Origin of the sequence: Nocardia sp. NPDC059240, assembly GCF_042753865.1 — a bacterium.
In the GTDB taxonomy this organism is placed as follows: domain Bacteria; phylum Actinomycetota; class Actinomycetes; order Mycobacteriales; family Mycobacteriaceae; genus Nocardia.
In genome coordinates, this window is record NZ_JBHZAC010000007.1 from 428,575 (window position 1) to 444,308 (window position 15,734).

At 67.3% G+C, this 15,734-nt stretch carries 15 protein-coding genes; 11 read left to right on the forward strand and 4 right to left on the reverse strand.

Going from position 1 to position 15,734, the window contains the following annotated elements; all coding sequences use genetic code 11:
- Positions 1 to 948, forward strand: coding sequence for an ARPP-1 family domain-containing protein (locus ACFXHA_RS27115; protein WP_379361479.1), 948 nt, complete (start codon positions 1 to 3; stop codon positions 946 to 948).
- 266 nt (positions 949 to 1,214) lie between these two features.
- Here ACFXHA_RS27115 and ACFXHA_RS27120 read toward each other — a convergent pair whose 3' ends face one another.
- Positions 1,215 to 1,577 (reverse strand): hypothetical protein, encoded by a 363-nt coding sequence (locus ACFXHA_RS27120; protein ID WP_379361481.1) that lies wholly within the window; start codon positions 1,575 to 1,577, stop codon positions 1,215 to 1,217.
- Between the two features lie 293 nt (positions 1,578 to 1,870).
- On the opposite strand from ACFXHA_RS27120, the gene ACFXHA_RS27125 reads away from it, so the two are divergent.
- From ACFXHA_RS27125 to ACFXHA_RS27140, 4 genes are all read left to right on the forward strand, one after another.
- The gene (locus ACFXHA_RS27125; protein WP_379361483.1) at positions 1,871 to 3,004 is read left to right on the forward strand and encodes an LLM class flavin-dependent oxidoreductase; all 1,134 of its coding nucleotides are present in this window, start codon (positions 1,871 to 1,873) and stop codon (positions 3,002 to 3,004) included.
- Between the two features lie 8 nt (positions 3,005 to 3,012).
- Positions 3,013 to 3,666: an FMN reductase gene (locus ACFXHA_RS27130; protein WP_379361485.1), complete on the forward strand. Its 654-nt coding sequence runs from the start codon at positions 3,013 to 3,015 to the stop codon at positions 3,664 to 3,666.
- A 52-nt stretch (positions 3,667 to 3,718) separates the two neighbouring features.
- Positions 3,719 to 4,681 (forward strand): DUF5996 family protein, encoded by a 963-nt coding sequence (locus tag ACFXHA_RS27135; protein WP_379361487.1) that lies wholly within the window; start codon positions 3,719 to 3,721, stop codon positions 4,679 to 4,681.
- 141 nt (positions 4,682 to 4,822) lie between these two features.
- The gene (locus tag ACFXHA_RS27140; protein ID WP_379361488.1) at positions 4,823 to 6,166 is read left to right on the forward strand and encodes a bifunctional lysylphosphatidylglycerol flippase/synthetase MprF; all 1,344 of its coding nucleotides are present in this window, start codon (positions 4,823 to 4,825) and stop codon (positions 6,164 to 6,166) included.
- 40 nt (positions 6,167 to 6,206) lie between these two features.
- Here the strand turns inward: ACFXHA_RS27140 and ACFXHA_RS27145 are convergent, their stop codons facing one another.
- The 3 genes from ACFXHA_RS27145 to ACFXHA_RS27155 all read right to left on the reverse strand — a co-directional run bounded on the left by ACFXHA_RS27145 (position 6,207) and on the right by ACFXHA_RS27155 (position 8,199).
- A complete protein-coding gene (locus ACFXHA_RS27145; RefSeq protein ID WP_379361490.1) occupies positions 6,207 to 6,959 on the reverse strand; it encodes an alpha/beta fold hydrolase in 753 nt (250 codons plus the stop codon).
- Between the two features lie 21 nt (positions 6,960 to 6,980).
- Positions 6,981 to 7,730: an SDR family oxidoreductase gene (locus ACFXHA_RS27150; protein ID WP_379361492.1), complete on the reverse strand. Its 750-nt coding sequence runs from the start codon at positions 7,728 to 7,730 to the stop codon at positions 6,981 to 6,983.
- Positions 7,731 to 7,818: 88 nt separating this feature from the next.
- Positions 7,819 to 8,199 (reverse strand): hypothetical protein, encoded by a 381-nt coding sequence (locus ACFXHA_RS27155; protein ID WP_379361494.1) that lies wholly within the window; start codon positions 8,197 to 8,199, stop codon positions 7,819 to 7,821.
- A gap of 186 nt (positions 8,200 to 8,385) precedes the next feature.
- Here ACFXHA_RS27155 and ACFXHA_RS27160 point away from each other — a divergent pair, with 186 nt between their 5' ends.
- From ACFXHA_RS27160 to ACFXHA_RS27185, 6 genes are all read left to right on the forward strand, one after another.
- Positions 8,386 to 8,943 (forward strand): sigma-70 family RNA polymerase sigma factor, encoded by a 558-nt coding sequence (locus tag ACFXHA_RS27160; RefSeq protein ID WP_379361496.1) that lies wholly within the window; start codon positions 8,386 to 8,388, stop codon positions 8,941 to 8,943.
- A gap of 75 nt (positions 8,944 to 9,018) precedes the next feature.
- Positions 9,019 to 9,471, forward strand: coding sequence for a ubiquinol-cytochrome c reductase iron-sulfur subunit (locus ACFXHA_RS27165; RefSeq protein WP_379361498.1), 453 nt, complete (start codon positions 9,019 to 9,021; stop codon positions 9,469 to 9,471).
- Positions 9,472 to 9,761: 290 nt separating this feature from the next.
- The gene (locus ACFXHA_RS27170; protein ID WP_379361500.1) at positions 9,762 to 11,393 is read left to right on the forward strand and encodes an N-acetylmuramoyl-L-alanine amidase; all 1,632 of its coding nucleotides are present in this window, start codon (positions 9,762 to 9,764) and stop codon (positions 11,391 to 11,393) included.
- A 336-nt stretch (positions 11,394 to 11,729) separates the two neighbouring features.
- Positions 11,730 to 12,746, forward strand: coding sequence for an Hsp70 family protein (locus ACFXHA_RS27175; RefSeq protein ID WP_379361502.1), 1,017 nt, complete (start codon positions 11,730 to 11,732; stop codon positions 12,744 to 12,746).
- Positions 12,747 to 12,906: 160 nt separating this feature from the next.
- Positions 12,907 to 13,911, forward strand: coding sequence for a diiron oxygenase (locus tag ACFXHA_RS27180; RefSeq protein WP_379361504.1), 1,005 nt, complete (start codon positions 12,907 to 12,909; stop codon positions 13,909 to 13,911).
- Between the two features lie 16 nt (positions 13,912 to 13,927).
- Positions 13,928 to 15,508: an FAD-dependent oxidoreductase gene (locus tag ACFXHA_RS27185; RefSeq protein WP_379361505.1), complete on the forward strand. Its 1,581-nt coding sequence runs from the start codon at positions 13,928 to 13,930 to the stop codon at positions 15,506 to 15,508.
- The last annotated feature ends 226 nt before the right edge of the window (positions 15,509 to 15,734 follow it).

The following is a 15,734-nucleotide window of genomic DNA, read 5'->3' on the forward strand; positions in this document are numbered from 1 at the left end:
ATGACTCGTCTCGATACTCTCGTCCGCGCGGCGGTCGACCTGACCGGGTACCGGCTGGGCCTGCCGCAGGTGGCGGGGGCGCTGACCATGGTGCCGGTTCACGGGCCAGAGCGGCCCGGGATCGTGCCGCCGCGCTCGGGGCTGAAGCTGAATCGCGTTGTCGGATACGGCAATGTCGAGCTGCACAATGGTGCGCCGTCCGGGGTGGCCATCGTGCCGCTGCACATCGGGTACATCCAGGAGGGGGCGCAGAATCATGCGCTCTGCTCGGCGGCGCTGATGGGCGCGGGGGAGACTCGGCTGTTCGAGGACGCCTGCTGTGTGCAGGCGGCACAGGGCGGGTACCTGCAGGGGCGCGATCAGTGGTTCTTCGTGCTGCCGGTGGAGTTGCGGGCGAAGGCGCTCGCGCTGCGCGGGAAGCCGGGGTATTCCAAGCTGTGGCAGGACATTTCGACCGTCAACGGCCGGTACGGGCTGCCGGCACGTGGGCACCTCGAGCAGATCCTGACGCGTAAGCGTGCGGTGCTGACCCAGTTCCGCAGCCGACTCGAACTGCTGCCCGGCCAGCTGGGCGCGCTGTTCTTCGTCGGCGAGAAGTTCGCGGGTCTGGAGATTGCACCGGACCCCCGCTTCTTCGCCGAAATGTGGATGCCCCTGGTGTGTTTCGCCTACGGCGTCGCCGCCTGGCGAGCCGAGCCCCCACGTCCGGAACCCGAGTCGTTCGCGGTGCGGGACCTCGCGGAACTGCGCGCCGAACTGACACGCTCCCGCGAGCACCACATCGAGCGACTGGGTTCGTGGATGCCCGCGGACACCGCGATGAACACCGTCGAGCAGGAGCGGTACCTGGATCTGCGCCTGCACACCCTCACCGGTGCGCAGCTCGCCGGTCAGGTGGTCACCGAGCACGACCGCCCGATCTACGCCTCCCTGTTCGCGGTTCATTAGAACCAGCGCCGCGCCGACACTGGGCTGAGGCGGTTAAATCGGTTGCGTCGCAACGGGAGAGGGGATTGAATGAGGTACGGGAACTGAACCGGGCACGGCGGGATTCACCTTCATTCCAGATGATGATGAATCGTCCACCTAAGGGCGATATCCGATCCGCCATCGCGCCGGTCACCTGTCCCGACTTACTCCAGGAGGCCTCGGCCTCACGAATGCCCGGCGAGACCCCTCGCGCCGGGCATTCGTTCGTTCAGTGGGTCGTTCGTTCAGCGGGTGGTGGACAACACGCGATCTCGCTGGCGTGCTTCCTCTTCCGCGCACGTGGTCGCGAGCGCCCGCCGCCGATTGGTCCGGACCGCCGCACTGAACAGCTGGTATTCGGCTGAGGGAACACAGACTTCGCGATAGGGCTGACGGGGAACGACCCGCCGATGCGGACCGGGAATCACCACCCCGTGCCGGGCCCCCGGCTCGGATTCCTGGGCGCGCACCCACTTCCGCATGGCGTGGGAGTCGATGCTGGGCAGGTATTCCACCGCATGATCCCACTCCAGGCCCTCCACCTGCATCGGATCGGCGACTGCGGTCACGACGACGGCATAGGCCGTGCCGACGGTGTTGTCCGTCATCGGATCTACCCCCTGTCCATGCTCGACATCTCCGGCGTTGCGCGGGGAATATTCAGGATACTTCGAAAGATCTTGCACTACTGAGCGTTTCGCTCTACCCGCAGAGAGTTTGCGGGTACTTCGCCGTACTCGCGAGTATGAACGGGCAGGTGCCGCCGGAATTCGGTCGCGTCGCGGTGGGTCGCTCGGTATGGCGTCGAGTGGCGCGAATCACGCCCGGAATACCCGAGTGGGCACCTAGGTTCAACTGGTTGCCATATCCACCAAACATGGCAGTGACTCGAGGAGGACCCGTGCAGTTCGGAATTTTCAGCGTCGGTGACGTGACGATGGACCCCACCACCGGCCGCACCCCCACCGAGGCCGAGCGCATCCAGGCCATGGTCGCCATCGCCCGCAAGGCCGAAGAGGTCGGACTCGACGTCTTCGCCACCGGCGAGCACCACAACCCGCCCTTCGTGCCGTCCTCGCCGACCACCATGCTCGGCTACATCGCCGCGCAGACCGACAAACTGATCCTGTCCACCGCGACCACGCTGATCACCACCAGCGACCCGGTGAAGATCGCCGAAGACTTCGCCATGCTGCAGCACCTCTCCGGCGGCCGCACCGACCTCATGATGGGCCGCGGCAACACCGGACCCGTCTACCCCTGGTTCGGCAAGGACATTCGCGACGGCGTCCCGCTCGCCATCGAGAACTACCACCTGCTGCGGCGGCTGTGGCGCGAACGGAACATCAACTGGGAAGGCAAGTTCCGCACCCCGCTGCAGGGCTACACCTCCACCCCCGCGCCCCTGGACGGCACCCCGCCGTTCGTCTGGCACGGCTCCATCCGCACGCCCGAGATCGCCGAGCAGGCCGCCTACTACGGTGACGGCTTCTTCCACAACAACATCTTCTGGAACCCGGAGCACACCAAGCAGATGGTGACGCTCTACCGTCGCCGCTTCGAGCACTACGGCCACGGTTCGGCCGAACAGGCCATCGTCGGCCTGGGTGGACAGGTCTTCATGGCCGAGACCGAGGCCCAGGCCAAGCGAATCTTCCGGCCCTACTTCGACAACGCGCCCGTCTACGGACACGGCCCGTCGCTGGAGGACTTCACCGAGATGACCCCGCTGACGGTCGGCACGCCGCAGCAGGTCATCGAACGCACCCTCGGTTTCGCCGACAATGTGGGCGACTACCAGCGGCAACTATTCCTGATGGATCACGCCGGACTGCCGCTGGAGATGGTGCTCGAGCAGCTCGAGATCCTCGGCAACGAGGTGGTCCCGGTGCTGCGCAAGGAGTTCGAGGCGCGCCGCCCGGCCGGTGTGCCGAGCGATCCGCCCACCCACGCGTCGCTGGTCGCCGCCGGCCCGGACGCCCCGCACCACCTGGTCGAACCCGCCCGCGAGCGTGTGCTCGCCGAAAAGAATTGAGGAAGAGCATGAGTCGCAAGCTGGTCGTGCTGACCGCCGGACTGTCACAGCCCTCCTCCACCCGGCTGCTCGCCGACCAGCTCGCCGCCGCGGTCACCGCGGCGGTGGGCGGGCGCGGCGAGAGCCTCGAGGTCGACGTCATCGAACTGCGGGAACTGGCCGCCGATCTCGCCACCACCATGACCACCGGACTGCCCACCCCCGCAGTGTCGGCCGCGCGCGAGCGGGTGTCGGCCGCGGACGGCCTGATCGCCGTCACGCCGGTCTTCACCGCCAGCTACAGCGGGCTGTTCAAGATGTTCATCGACGTCCTCGACACCGACGCGCTCAACGGCATGCCGGTCTTGATCGCCGCCACCGCCGGGACTGCCAGGCATTCGCTGGTACTCGATCACGCGCTCCGGCCGCTGTTCACCTACCTGCGGGCGGTGGTGGTGCCGACCGGCGTCTTCGCCGCCACCGAGGACTTCGGATCCACCGGACTGTCCGAGCGCGTGCACCGGGCGGCCGCCGAACTCGCACAGCTCGTGGTCGCCGAACCGGCCGCCGTGCAGGGCTTTCTGCAGGACGAGCCGATCCGTCGACGCAGCTCCGGCAATGGCGTCGGCGCGGTCCGGCCCTTCAGTGAATTGCTGGCCGGACATACCGGCGACGACCGCTGACCGACACCGCCACCGACCGGTAACCAATCGATAGCTAGGTAGCATGACTCACATGGTCGAGGAAATTCTGCCCGCCATCCCGCTCGACTCCTGGCGGCCCACGAAGGAAACCCTGCATCGCTACGCCCAGATCATCGGCAAGGTGGCGCTGGCCAAGGGCATTCGCCGCAACCACTGGTGGCACATGACCTACCGGCTCACCGCGCGCGGCTGGACCACCGTCGCCCTCGGCACCGCCACCGAAGGACCCGTGTTCACCTGCGAGTTCGACTTCTTCGACCACGTGCTGCGGATCTCGAACGACCGCGGCACCCGCGAGGAGATCCCGCTCGGCGGGCAGTCGGTGGCCAGCTTCTACATCGAGGCCATGAACGGCCTGCGCAATCTCGGCGTCGACGTCGAGCTCGCCCACCCCACCCCCTTCGACCTGCCCGACCACGGGCGGCCCTTCGACGAGGACGAGGAACACCACCACTACGACCCCGTCGCCGCCCAACGCGCCTTCAAGGTGCAGAGCCAGGTGGGCCGCATCCTCGAACAGTTCAGCGCCACCTACTCCGGCAAGATCTCGCCGGTCCAAGTGTTCTGGCACACCTTCGATCTCGCGGTGCAACGCTTCTCCGACCGCAAGATCGACATGCCTGACAGCGTGGATCCCGTGACCCGGGAAGCCTATTCCCGCGAGGTGATCAGCGCCGGATTCTGGTTCGGCGACGACAAGGTGCCCGCGCCGACCTTCTACTCCTACACCGCACCCGAACCCACCGGACTCGCCGAGCAGCCGCTGCGCCCGACCACCGCCCTCTGGGTGCCGTCGGGCTCCGGGCACAGCGCTTATCTGCCCTACGACGATGTCCGCGCCGCCGCCGATCCGGTCGGCACCGCGCTGGGTTTCTTCCAGTCCGCCTACGAATCGGGTTCGCGTCTCGCGGGCTGGGATGCTGTCGGTCTGGCCTGCCACAATGGCATTACCGATCCCGTGTTGACCTCACCCCGGCTGGGCGGCCCGGAATAACCAGGTGCTCCGAATTGTCTCTGCGGCATAGTGTGTCGAAGAGGAGTCATGGGATGATCACCATGGGGAGAGGGCCCACAAGGCTTTCGCGCGTGGAGGAGAGGGGTCCAGATGCGTGAGGAACGCATACCGAATCCGACAATGACCGCGTACCGGGAAACCACCTTCACGGCCGGCCCCACCACCCGCGTCGGCTTGATGGGCGCGCTGGTGCTGGGCAGCCTGATCCTGGTCTGGGCCGCCGAACGAGCCTCGAGCGAGGGCGACGACCACGGCTGGTTCGTGGCGGTGTCCTTCGCCGGACTGTTCGTGGCGCGCGGCCTCTACCTGCGACGACCCATCACCCTGCCGCATCTCACGGGGGCCGCGGCCACCCTGGTGATCTCGAACTTCGCCTACCGGACCGAACATCCCGCCGTCGGCTTCGTCTTCCTCGCGGTCAGCGGCGCGATCCTGGTGCTGCCGCAGGGCAGCAAACCGCAGCCCGAACAACTGCCGCGGGTGGCCGAGCTGGTGCGGCGCAGTCAGGGAGATCCCTTGGCGCCCTTCGCACTGCACTCCTCCAAGAGCTACTTCTTCAATGCCGACGGTTCCGCGGCCATCGCCTACCGGGCCCGCTTCGGAATCGCCGTCGTCGCGGGCGATCCCATCGGCGAGGCCGACCGGTTCCCCGAATTGCTCACCGAATTCTCGCTTTTCGCGGGCAGCCACGGCTGGAAGATCGCGGTGCTCGGGGCGAGCCCGGCGGTCACCCAGATCTGGCAGCGGCGGGCGGTCGATCATCGCGGGCTGCGTGCCATCGCCATCGGCCGCGACGTCGTGGTCGAGGTCGGCGGATTCGACATGGCCGGACGCAAATTCCGCAATCTGCGCCAGGCGGTGAGCCGGACCCGCAACTTCGGTGTGACCACCGAGATCCTGCCCGAGGTCGCGCTCACCGAACCCCTGCGCGAAACCCTGCTGGCCATCGTCGACGAATGGGGACACGGGCGACAGACCCGCGGCTTCTCCATGATCCTCGACCACCTGCTCGACGGGCGGCACCCCGGCATGCTGGTGGTGCTGGCGCGCGACGCCGACGGCCGGGTGGTGGGATTCCAGCGCTACGGCGTGTCCGGCAACGGGCAGGAACTGAGCCTGGACGTGCCGTGGCGGCGGCACGATGCACCCAACGGCCTCGACGAACGCATGATCGTCGACCTGACCGAGTACGCGCGCGAGCGCGGCATCAAGCGAATCTCGCTGGCGTTCGCGGCTTTTCCGGAGATCTTCGCCGACAAGCAGCGGTCGCGGACCATGCAGACGGTGTATCTGGCAGTGCGAGCTGGGGATCCGTTGATCCGGCTGGAATCGCTATACCGATTCCTGCGCAAGTTCAACTCTTTCAGCGATCAGCGCTACGTCCTGCTGCGCTGGCGCGAGGTGCTGATCGTGGCGGCCGCGCTGCTCACCCTCGAGTTCGTCCCGCACCGCAAGCAACACTGACCAACTCTCACGGGAAAAGCCATGAAGCGCCGTGAGTTTCTCACGCCAGGAAGTCGACAAGCGCGGTAGAGAAGGCCGGGTCGGCGACGGCGGCGAGGTGATCGCCCTTGACGACGACGCACCGGCCGTCCGGCAGGGCGGCGGCGAGACGTTCGGGTTCGGCCGCGAACGGGTCGGCGTCGCCCGCCAGCACCAGGGTCGGAATCGTGATGGCGGAAAGGTTTTCGATCGGAGCCTCGTTGATTCCGGCGGCGACCTCCGCAATGGCCTCGCGGTCGGCGCCCAGCGCGTCGGCGAGGGTGCGGAACATCCGGGCCTGCGGTGCGGCGTCACTGCCATCGCCCGTCATCGCGGTCACGATGTCCGCGGCCTGGATGACCCGCCAGTCGATGCCGCCGCAGTCCACCACCCCGCAGCCGATGCCGCCGATGACGAGCCGCTCCACCCGCTTGTCGGCGCTCGCGACCAGCAGCGAAATGATCCCGCCCATCGAATAGCCAACCAGCGCAACCCGATCCAGCCCCAGCTCGTCGAACAACGCCCGCACATCATCGGCCATGAACTGCCACGAATAGCGAGCCGCATCATGCGGCTTCTCCGACCGCCCGTGCCCCCGCGCATCCAGCGAGATGATGTGCCGCCCAGCCCGCCGCAGCGCCGCCACCACACCCACGCTCATCCAATTCGCATTGGTGTCGGCCACGATCCCGTGCTGCAACACCACCGGAACGCCCTCGCCCTCCCACACGGTGTAGTTGAGCTCCAACCCGTCCCACGTGGTGAACTTCGCCATGATCGCGATGCTAGCGGTCGGTCAGCCGATGCGTGCCACGATCGCGCGCGGCAGCAGCGGCATCACCAATGCGAGCGCGCGCCACGGCCATTCGGGGACCGAGGCGCGGACGGCTTCGCGTTCGATGGCGGCGACCATCGAGTCGACGCCCTTGTCGAGCGGGGCGACGAGCTTGGCGTCCCCGGCCTTGGCGGCCATATCGGTGGCGATGAAGCCCGGTTGGACGGTTGTCACCTTGATCGGGGTGCCGCGCAGTTCGATGGCCAGGCCCTCGCCCAGTGCGGTGACGCCCGCCTTGCTGGCGGCGTAGGCGGCCTTCTTGCCGGGTAGTCCGCGGACCGCGCTCATGGATGAGATGAGCACCAGGTGTCCGGCGTGCTGCTGCCGGAAGATGCTCATCGCGGCCTCGGTCTGTGCCAGCGCGCTCACGAAATTGGTGGTGGCGGTGGCGAGATTCGCGTCGGCGCGGCCGGTGCCGATGCGTGCGCCCTTGCCGATCCCGGCATTGACGATGACCCGGTCCAGCCCGCCGAGTTCGGCGGCCAGTTCCTCGAAGACCTTCGGGATGGCCGCATGGTCGTCGACGTCGAGCCCGCGCACCGCGACGGTGATGCCGGGGTGCGCGGCCAGCAGCTCGTCGCGCAGTTCCTCGAGATTCGAGACCCGGCGGGCACACAGCGCGAGATCTCGTCCGCGCCGCGCGAATTCGCGGGCCATGCCCGCACCCAATCCGGAACTGGCACCGGTGATGAGAATCTTCTGCCTGCTCATCTCGCCACCCTAACCGCGTTGTTGCCTTGGCCCTCGCTTGTGAAAGGGGTTTCAGGGGAAGCCCCTGAGACCCCCAGAGTCGGGACGATTACCCGGCGGAGCCCGTGTTCGGCTGTGCCGGTTGCAGATGCCACGCCCCACAGTTCACGGTCGAGAACCCGACGTCGGTCGCCTTGATCTCCACCACGACCGGCTTCGACCGGACGAAGTCGCTGGCGATGATGTAGTAGTTCGGATCCGGATAGTCCTGTGGTGTCTGAATTTTCCACAGTCGCCGCCAGAAGCAGCCACCTGCGGCTGGATCAGGTGTCCCGTCACCTATGTATGTGCCCGGTTTGATATCCACATTGACCAGATAGGTCCCGTCTACCGTGATATCCGTGGCGGGTTCGGCCGCCGCGATTCCGGATGCGGCAATGGTCATTACCGAGGCGAATGTTCCCGCGGCCAAGAATGCGCCTGCACGCACGATTTTTCCTCCCTGAGCAGCTCACTGCGCCACACGGTTCCCGTCGTGCGGCGTGTGGGTGATCCCCGCGTTCTCCCGGGGAGGGGTTTATCAGAAAATCCGGTCTGTTTTCGGGAAATCGCCGGATTTCGGCGATTGAACAATCGCGGGCGATGCTCTTTCGGCCTCCGAAACGATATTCAAGGCATGGAGAGACTTCGCCCGGTCGCGACCGGATGTACCGGCGATTGTGCCCGGTTGTGTACCGAGGCGGGCCTGGCGGCCGTGCTCGCCGCCGATCGCGGCCTGTTGCACTGGCGGGCCATGAGTCGCCTCGGCGACCCGGGTCTGGCCGAGCACGCCGTACAGGAAACCCTGCTGCGGGCGTGGCGTGCCTGCGCCAGCTATGACCCGAGGCGTGGCAGCGTGCGCACCTGGCTGCTCACCATCGAACGCAATGTCCTCATCGATACCGCCCGTTTCCGGGCCTCCCGTCCCGGCGACACCAGCTGGGACGAGATCGGGGAGCAGACCGAAAACCACTGCGCCCGCCCCGATTTCGTGGAAGATCTGACCGACGGCATGCTGGTCGCCGATCTGCTGGAGCAGCTCCCGCCGCCCCAGCGCGATGCGGTCGTGCAGGTCATCCTGCGTGATCGTGCCTATCAGGACGTGGCCGCGGACCTGGGCATCCCGGTCGGAACCGTCAAAACACGCGTGCACTACGCGTTGCGTTCCCTGCGCCGGCTGCCGGTCAGCGCGTGAACCCGTAGCGCTCCCCGCACGTCGAACTAGAGTGGCCGCCCCGAACCGGGCGCGGCCCCGAGCGAGGAGTTACCGATGACCGAGAAGATCCTGGGCCCCGGCGGTTTCGCCGTGGACCGCCGTACCGCCCTGGCCGCCACCGCGGTCGCCGCCACCGCGCTGACCGTGGCGGGTTGCAGCAGCACTTCGAACCAGCCGGCCTCGGCCGCCCCCAATGCCACTGCCGCCAAGGCCGACGCCAAGAAGGACGGCGACGAACTGGCCTACACCAAGGACGTCCCCGTCGGTGGCGGCGTCATCGCGGGCGACACCGTCGTCACCCAGCCCACCGCAGGACAATTCCAGGGCTTCTCGTCCACCTGCACCCATCTGGGCTGCAAGGTCAACGAGGTCACCGACGGCCTGATCAAATGCCCCTGCCACGGCAGCAGCTACCACCTCGACGGCACGGTGGCGGGCGGTCCGGCCCCCCGCGCCCTCGACTCCAAGCCGGTCCGCGTAGACGGCGACAAGGTCGTCCCGGCTTAATTTCGGCTCGATTCGCTCCAGACGGTACGTCGCGACCGCGCTCGGAATTTTCCGGGCGCGTCGTCCCTGGCTGCCTTGCCGGTTACGGGATAGTGGGCGGGGTGGTCGTTTGCCTGCTGTGTCCGTCAGCGCTCTGAGCAGCTGTTTCTGGACGCCTGACCACGTGTAACGGTTTCATCACGAAGCTTGCCAGAAGGTAACTGATGTTGCCAGAGTGACCAGAGTGAACTGCTGGGTCTGGTGTTACTAGTGGGAAGGGAGGGGCGCTCCGCCCCGAGCGCCGTCCGCACATGAAGCCAAGCATCACTAAGGCCGGAATCTGCACCGCCGTCACCGCGGCGGCCATCACCGCCGTCGCCGGGCTCGTTCCGGTCGCTGCTCTGGCCGCACCCGCTCTGCCCGAGCTGCCACAGAAGCTCGCCGGGAAGACCATCTTCCTGGACCCGGGCCATCAGGGCCCCAATCACACTCAGGACGAGAACAAGCAGGTCAGTGATGGCCGCGGTGGCACCAAGGCGTGCCAGACCACCGGCATGACCAGCCTGCACGGCGTCGCCGAGCACACCATCAACTGGAATGTCGCGCAGCTGGTCCGCACCTCGCTGGAGGGACTCGGCGCGCACGTGGTCATGAGCCGGCCGGACGACACCGGCTGGGGTGGCTGCGTCGACGAACGCGCGCAGGCCGCCAATGCCTCCGGCGCGGATGTCGCGCTGAGCATTCACGCTGACAGCGGGCCCGCCTCCGGGCGCGGATTCCACCTCATCGTGCCGCAGCTGCCGGTGCCCGACGCCAAGGTCAGCGAGGTGCAGTCCGGTAAGGGACTGGACGCCTCGAAGGCCATGCGGGATGCCTACGTGCAGGCCGGATATCAGGTCGCCGGTTACAACGGCGCGGTCGACGGACTGCAGACCCGCGCCGATATCGCCGGTCCCGCGCTCACCACCGTGCCGGACGTGTTCCTCGAAATGGGCAATGGCGCGAACGCGGAGGACGCGGCGCAGCTGGAAACCCCGGAGGGACAGCTCAAGCACGCGGTCACCATCGTCACCGGTATCGCGTCGTATCTGCTCGGGGTGCCGGTTCCCGCCGACGCCGAGCAGGCGACCGCCCCGGGAACGCAACCGGGACAGCCGATTCCGGCGCAGCCCGCCCAGGCGCAGGTACCGCAGGCGCAGGCTCCGGCACCGGTGGAGACGCCGCAGCCGGTGGCTCCGCAGGCGCAGGTTCCGGCCCCGGCGGAGACCCCGCGCCCGGTGGCTCCGGCGCAGGTGCCGCAGGTACAACCGCAGGCGCAGACGCCCGGGCAGTCCGCGCAGACTCCGGCGGTGCCGGGTCAGGCTCCCGCGCAGCCGGGGCAGACTCCGGCGGCTCCCGCTCCGGCGCAGGCGAATCCGGCACAGCAGCCGGGTGAACCGGCCCTGCCGGGTGGACTCGATGCCTTCCAGCAGTTGGCCGATACGTTCCTGGGTCTGGCACAGCAGGGGGCCGGGGCCGCACCGCAGGCTCAGTCGCCCGCGCCGCAAGCCCAGACTCCGCCCGCACCGCAGGTGCAGATCCAGCCGACGGTGCCCGCCGCCCCGGCGGTGAAGCCGGTGGCGGATCCGCGTGGACCGAAACGGCAAGCACCCGGCACTCAGGGCGGCGCGCAGACTCCGGCCCCGGCCAGCCCTGGCGCGCAGGCGAATCCGGGTGCGCAGACGCCGGGTGCGCAGGCACCGTCGCCGAAGTCGAAGTCCGACGGTGGCGGCCTGGATGTGGACACCATGAGCACGCTGGTGCAGTCGGCCATCAAGTTCTTCGGTCCGCTGGCCAAGATGCTGCTGGGCAATACCGGTGTCAGTGCGGATCTGCTCAACCTCGCCTACAGCGTGGTGTCGGTGTTGAGCACGAACATGCTGGCCACGCCCGCCACGAAGTAGTTCCGCCGGTTCGCGACAGCTCGCCCCCGCTCTGGATCATCCAGGGCGGGGGCGTTTTTCGTTGCACCCACCACATGCGAACCGTTCGGCACCTTCTGTCCCATATCCGGCGAACCGACGAAGACGGGCAAACTTTTCGCGAACGCGAAACGCGCGGCCCCGAACCACCGCCGCCTGCCTGGACAGCAAGGTTGTCGCGGCAATGCGGCGCACGTGCGGACAACTTCGTGTCCGGTGGTTGGCAAGCATCCGGCGCAGGAGTTGCATGAATTCGGGTCGGGTCAGACGCGCTGGCAATTACGGCTCGACAGATCGAGGTGGATGATGGCGTTCGGCGTGGGTTTGTCTATCGGCACGGTGAATACGGTCTGCTCGACAGCGGCCGATCGATCCGGAAAACATCCGCCCGGCCGCCGCGGAGCCCAGCCCCCGCCCACGACGTGGCGCACCACCCTCACCTTCGACAGTTCCGGTACCGCACGGGTCGGGCGCATTCCCCGGCACGGGCGCGTGATCACCGAATTCGCCGATCTCACGCAGCGCGGGGCTCCCGTCGCGCGGGTCGGGCATCGTGCGCTCTCGGCGGCGGATCTGGTGGCGACGGTGGCGTTCAGCGTGGTGACCGAGGTGCTGGGGAAACCCCCGGCCGAACCGCTGGACAGCGGGGACACCGGTATCGCGGTGACGCATCCGGCCGGCTACTCCGCCAATCTGGTCGCCGATCTGCGTTCCGCGCTCGACGGGGTCGGGCTGGCGCGTGCCACGCTGGTGGCCGAGCCGATCGCCGCCGCCACCTGGCTGGCCGCCGAACGTGGGCCGCTCACACCGGGTTTGGCGTTGGTCTACGACCTCGGTGGGTCCGGGCTGGACATCACGCTGCTGCGGGTGGGCATGGGCGCGCCCAGTAATCCGGTGGTCGGGTTGCCGCTGCATTCGGTCGAGTACGGCGGCCGGGCCTTCGGCGACCTGGTGGCTCGCAAGTTGCGGCGCACCTCGGGTTCACAGGTGGTGCCGCGCGGGCTCTCGGACGCGGATTCGGGTGAGTTGCGCAGCGAGCACATTCGCCGCTCGCTGGCACTGGTCTACAAATGCCTGCGCATCGCGGATGTGACCATGGCCGATGTGGATCGGATCCTGGTGGTGGGTGGCGCGGCACGTCCGCCGGAGGTGGCGCAGGTGTTGGCCAAGGAGTTGGCGCGGCCGGTGGTGGTGGCATCGGATCCGGAGCGCACGATCGCCGACGGTGCGGCGCTGGTGGCCCGGCAGGCCTTGCTCGAGCAGGATTCGTCAGGCCATCGCCATCATTCGATCACCGGGTTGTTCCGGCGTGTCGTGCGAGTGGCGGCCCTCTGAACTGATCATTTGCCCTGCTACTCGCGGGTTCATGTGTATATACATGCCGAGTCCCGCTAACTTCTGCAAGCATGGTGCGAACACGTTGTTGACGCCTCTCTTGTTTGGTGTAACTATGGGGAACAGATAAATGCTCCCCATACCTGGAGAGGTGACGACGATGTCTCCGACCACGACGCCCATCGATGACCCCGTGGTTGCCGAAGCCCAGGAGTACGCCAACAAGCTGCTCCTGCTTTCGGAAGGGTCGGTCAACAAGCACTTCGACCCCTACGAGGACATCGACTGGGACAATCCGGACTTCGACGCCGATGCTCGTCCCGAGCGCTGGATCCTGCCGGAGTCCGCGGACCCGCTCGGCCGCCACGAGTGGTACCAGTCGCTCCCGGTGGAACAGCAGATCGCGCTCGGCAAGTACCGCCAGGCCAATATCGCCAAGGTCGGCCTGCAGTTCGAGTCCATCCTGATCAGCGGCATGGTCAACCACACCTTCGGTCTCGCCAACGGTGACCCGGAATTCCGGTACTGCACCCACGAGATGTCCGAAGAGCTCAACCACACCCTGATGTTCCAGGAGATGGTGAACCGGATCGGCGCGGACGTGCCCGGCATGGGCCCGCTGGTCAAGCAGTTCCGTCTGCTCGGGGTTCCGATCGCGATCATGTTCCCCAATCTGTTCTTCATGGCCGTGCTCGCCGGCGAGGAGCCGATCGACCACATCCAGAAGCAGATCCTGCGCTCGGGTGAGGAGGTGCACCCGATCATGCGCGGCGTCATGTCGATTCACGTCGCCGAGGAGGCGCGCCACATCTCCTTCGCGCACGAGTTCCTCAAGCAGCATGTGCCCGAGGGCAACGTGGGCAACCGCTTCGTGCTCTCGATCGCCATGCCGATCGTCATGTTCATCCTGGGCCGCTCCATCGCGACGCCGCCGAAGAAGTTCTTCCAGGAGTTCGACATTCCGGACTCGGTGCGCAAGGAGCTGTTCTACGGCTCCAAGGACGCCAAGAAGGTCTTCAGCGACTACTTCATCGATGTGCGCGCGCTGGCCAAGGACATCGGCCTGATGAACCCGATCTCCAAGCAGGTCTGGAAGCTGTTCGGCATCGACGGCCAGGCCTCGCGTTACCGCTCGGAGCCGATCCGCTCCGGCAAGGCCGCCTAGGAAAGGGGAGCGTCCAATGCCGTACGTTGTCACCCAATCCTGTTGCAGCGACGCCTCGTGCGTCTACGCCTGCCCGGTCAACTGCATCCATCCGACGCCGGATGAGCCCGACTTCCTGACCGCGGAGATGCTCTACGTCGACCCGCAGGCGTGCGTGGACTGTGGCGCATGCGCCACCGCCTGCCCGGTCGATGCCATCACCTCGACGAAAAAGCTGACGGACGAACAGCTTCCGTTCATCGAGATCAATGCCGACTTCTACCGTCAGGAGCGGCCGCGGCCGCTGCTGGCGCAGCCGATTCCGGCGGCCGAGATCAAGCGGCGGGAGCCGTTGCGGGTGGCCGTCATCGGGTCGGGCCCGTCGGCCATGTACGCGGCCGACGAATTGCTCACGCAGCCCGGCGTTTCGGTGACCGTGTTCGACCGGGTGACCACGCCCTACGGCCTGGCACGCTTCGGTGTCGCACCCGATCACACCAAGACCCGCAAGGTGAGCGAGCTCTTCGACGTCATCTCGGCGCAGCCGGGATTCGGCTCCTACCTGAATGTGAATGTGGGCGAGCATGTTTCGCACGAGGAGCTGCTGGCGCACCATCACGCGGTGATCTACGCCGTCGGCGCGTCCTCGGATCGCAAGCTCGGCATCGCCGGGGAGGGGCTGCCCGGCAGCGTCTCCGCGACCGACTTCGTGGCCTGGTACAACGGCCATCCGGCGCAGGCGTCGCGGCACTTCGACCTGTCGCAGCGGCGCGCGGTCATCGTCGGCAACGGCAATGTGGCGCTGGACGTGGCGCGCATCCTGACCAGCGATCCCGAGCTGCTGGCCGGGACCGAGGTGTCGCAGCGGGCGCTGACCGCATTGCGGCGCAGCAATATCGAGGAAGTCGTGATCCTCGGCCGGCGTGGTCCGGCCGAATCCGCCTTCACCGTGCCGGAATTCGTGGGCCTGCTGGGTGCCGATGTCGACATCGTGGTCGAGGGCGAGATTCCCGAACCCGTCGAGGGCATGTCGCAGAAGGTCGAGCACAAGCTGAAGCTGTTGCGCGGCTTGGCCGATCGGCCCGTGACCGGCCGTAAGCGGATCGTGTTGCGGTACCTGTCCGCGCCCACGGCGATCGCCGGGGTGGACCGGGTGACCGGGGTCGAGGTGGTGCGCAACGAGCTCGTCACCGGCGATGACGGCCGGGTGCACGCGGTCGCCACCGAGGATGTCGAGACTCTCGACGCCGGGCTGGTGCTCGCCTCGGTCGGATATCGCGGTGTCGCGTTGGAAGGTCTGCCGTTCGACGAGCGGTCCGGGATCATCCCCAACACCGACGGCCGGGTGACCGAGGAGTCCGGCGGCGCGGTGGTTCCCGGTACCTATGTCACCGGCTGGATCAAGCGTGGGCCGACCGGCTTCATCGGTACCAACAAGTCCTGTGCGCAGCAGACCGTGCGGCAGCTCGTGGACGATTTCAATGCCGGTCGGTTGACCCAACCCGGCCGGAGCGCAGGCGATTTCGACCGACTGGTCGGTGGACGCCAGCCGCACGCCATCCGTGGCGGCGCGGTGAACCGTTCGCGCCGTAAGCTGCCGCTGCTCGTGCGGCGGTAACCGGACTTCCGGTCGGTATATCGGCCGGCATACGTGATACAGGCCGCCGTACGCGAATCCCTACGCGTACGGCGGTCTTTCGTCATTCCGGCGTGTTTTTGGCCGGAATCCACTCATTTCGGGACGACCCGGGCGCATCGCCGTGCCGTCCCCGTGCCGGATCCGCTGACATTTTGCGCCACGCAACGCATCCGGTGCGGCCTCGGCTGCGAATGCTCTTGTTGTC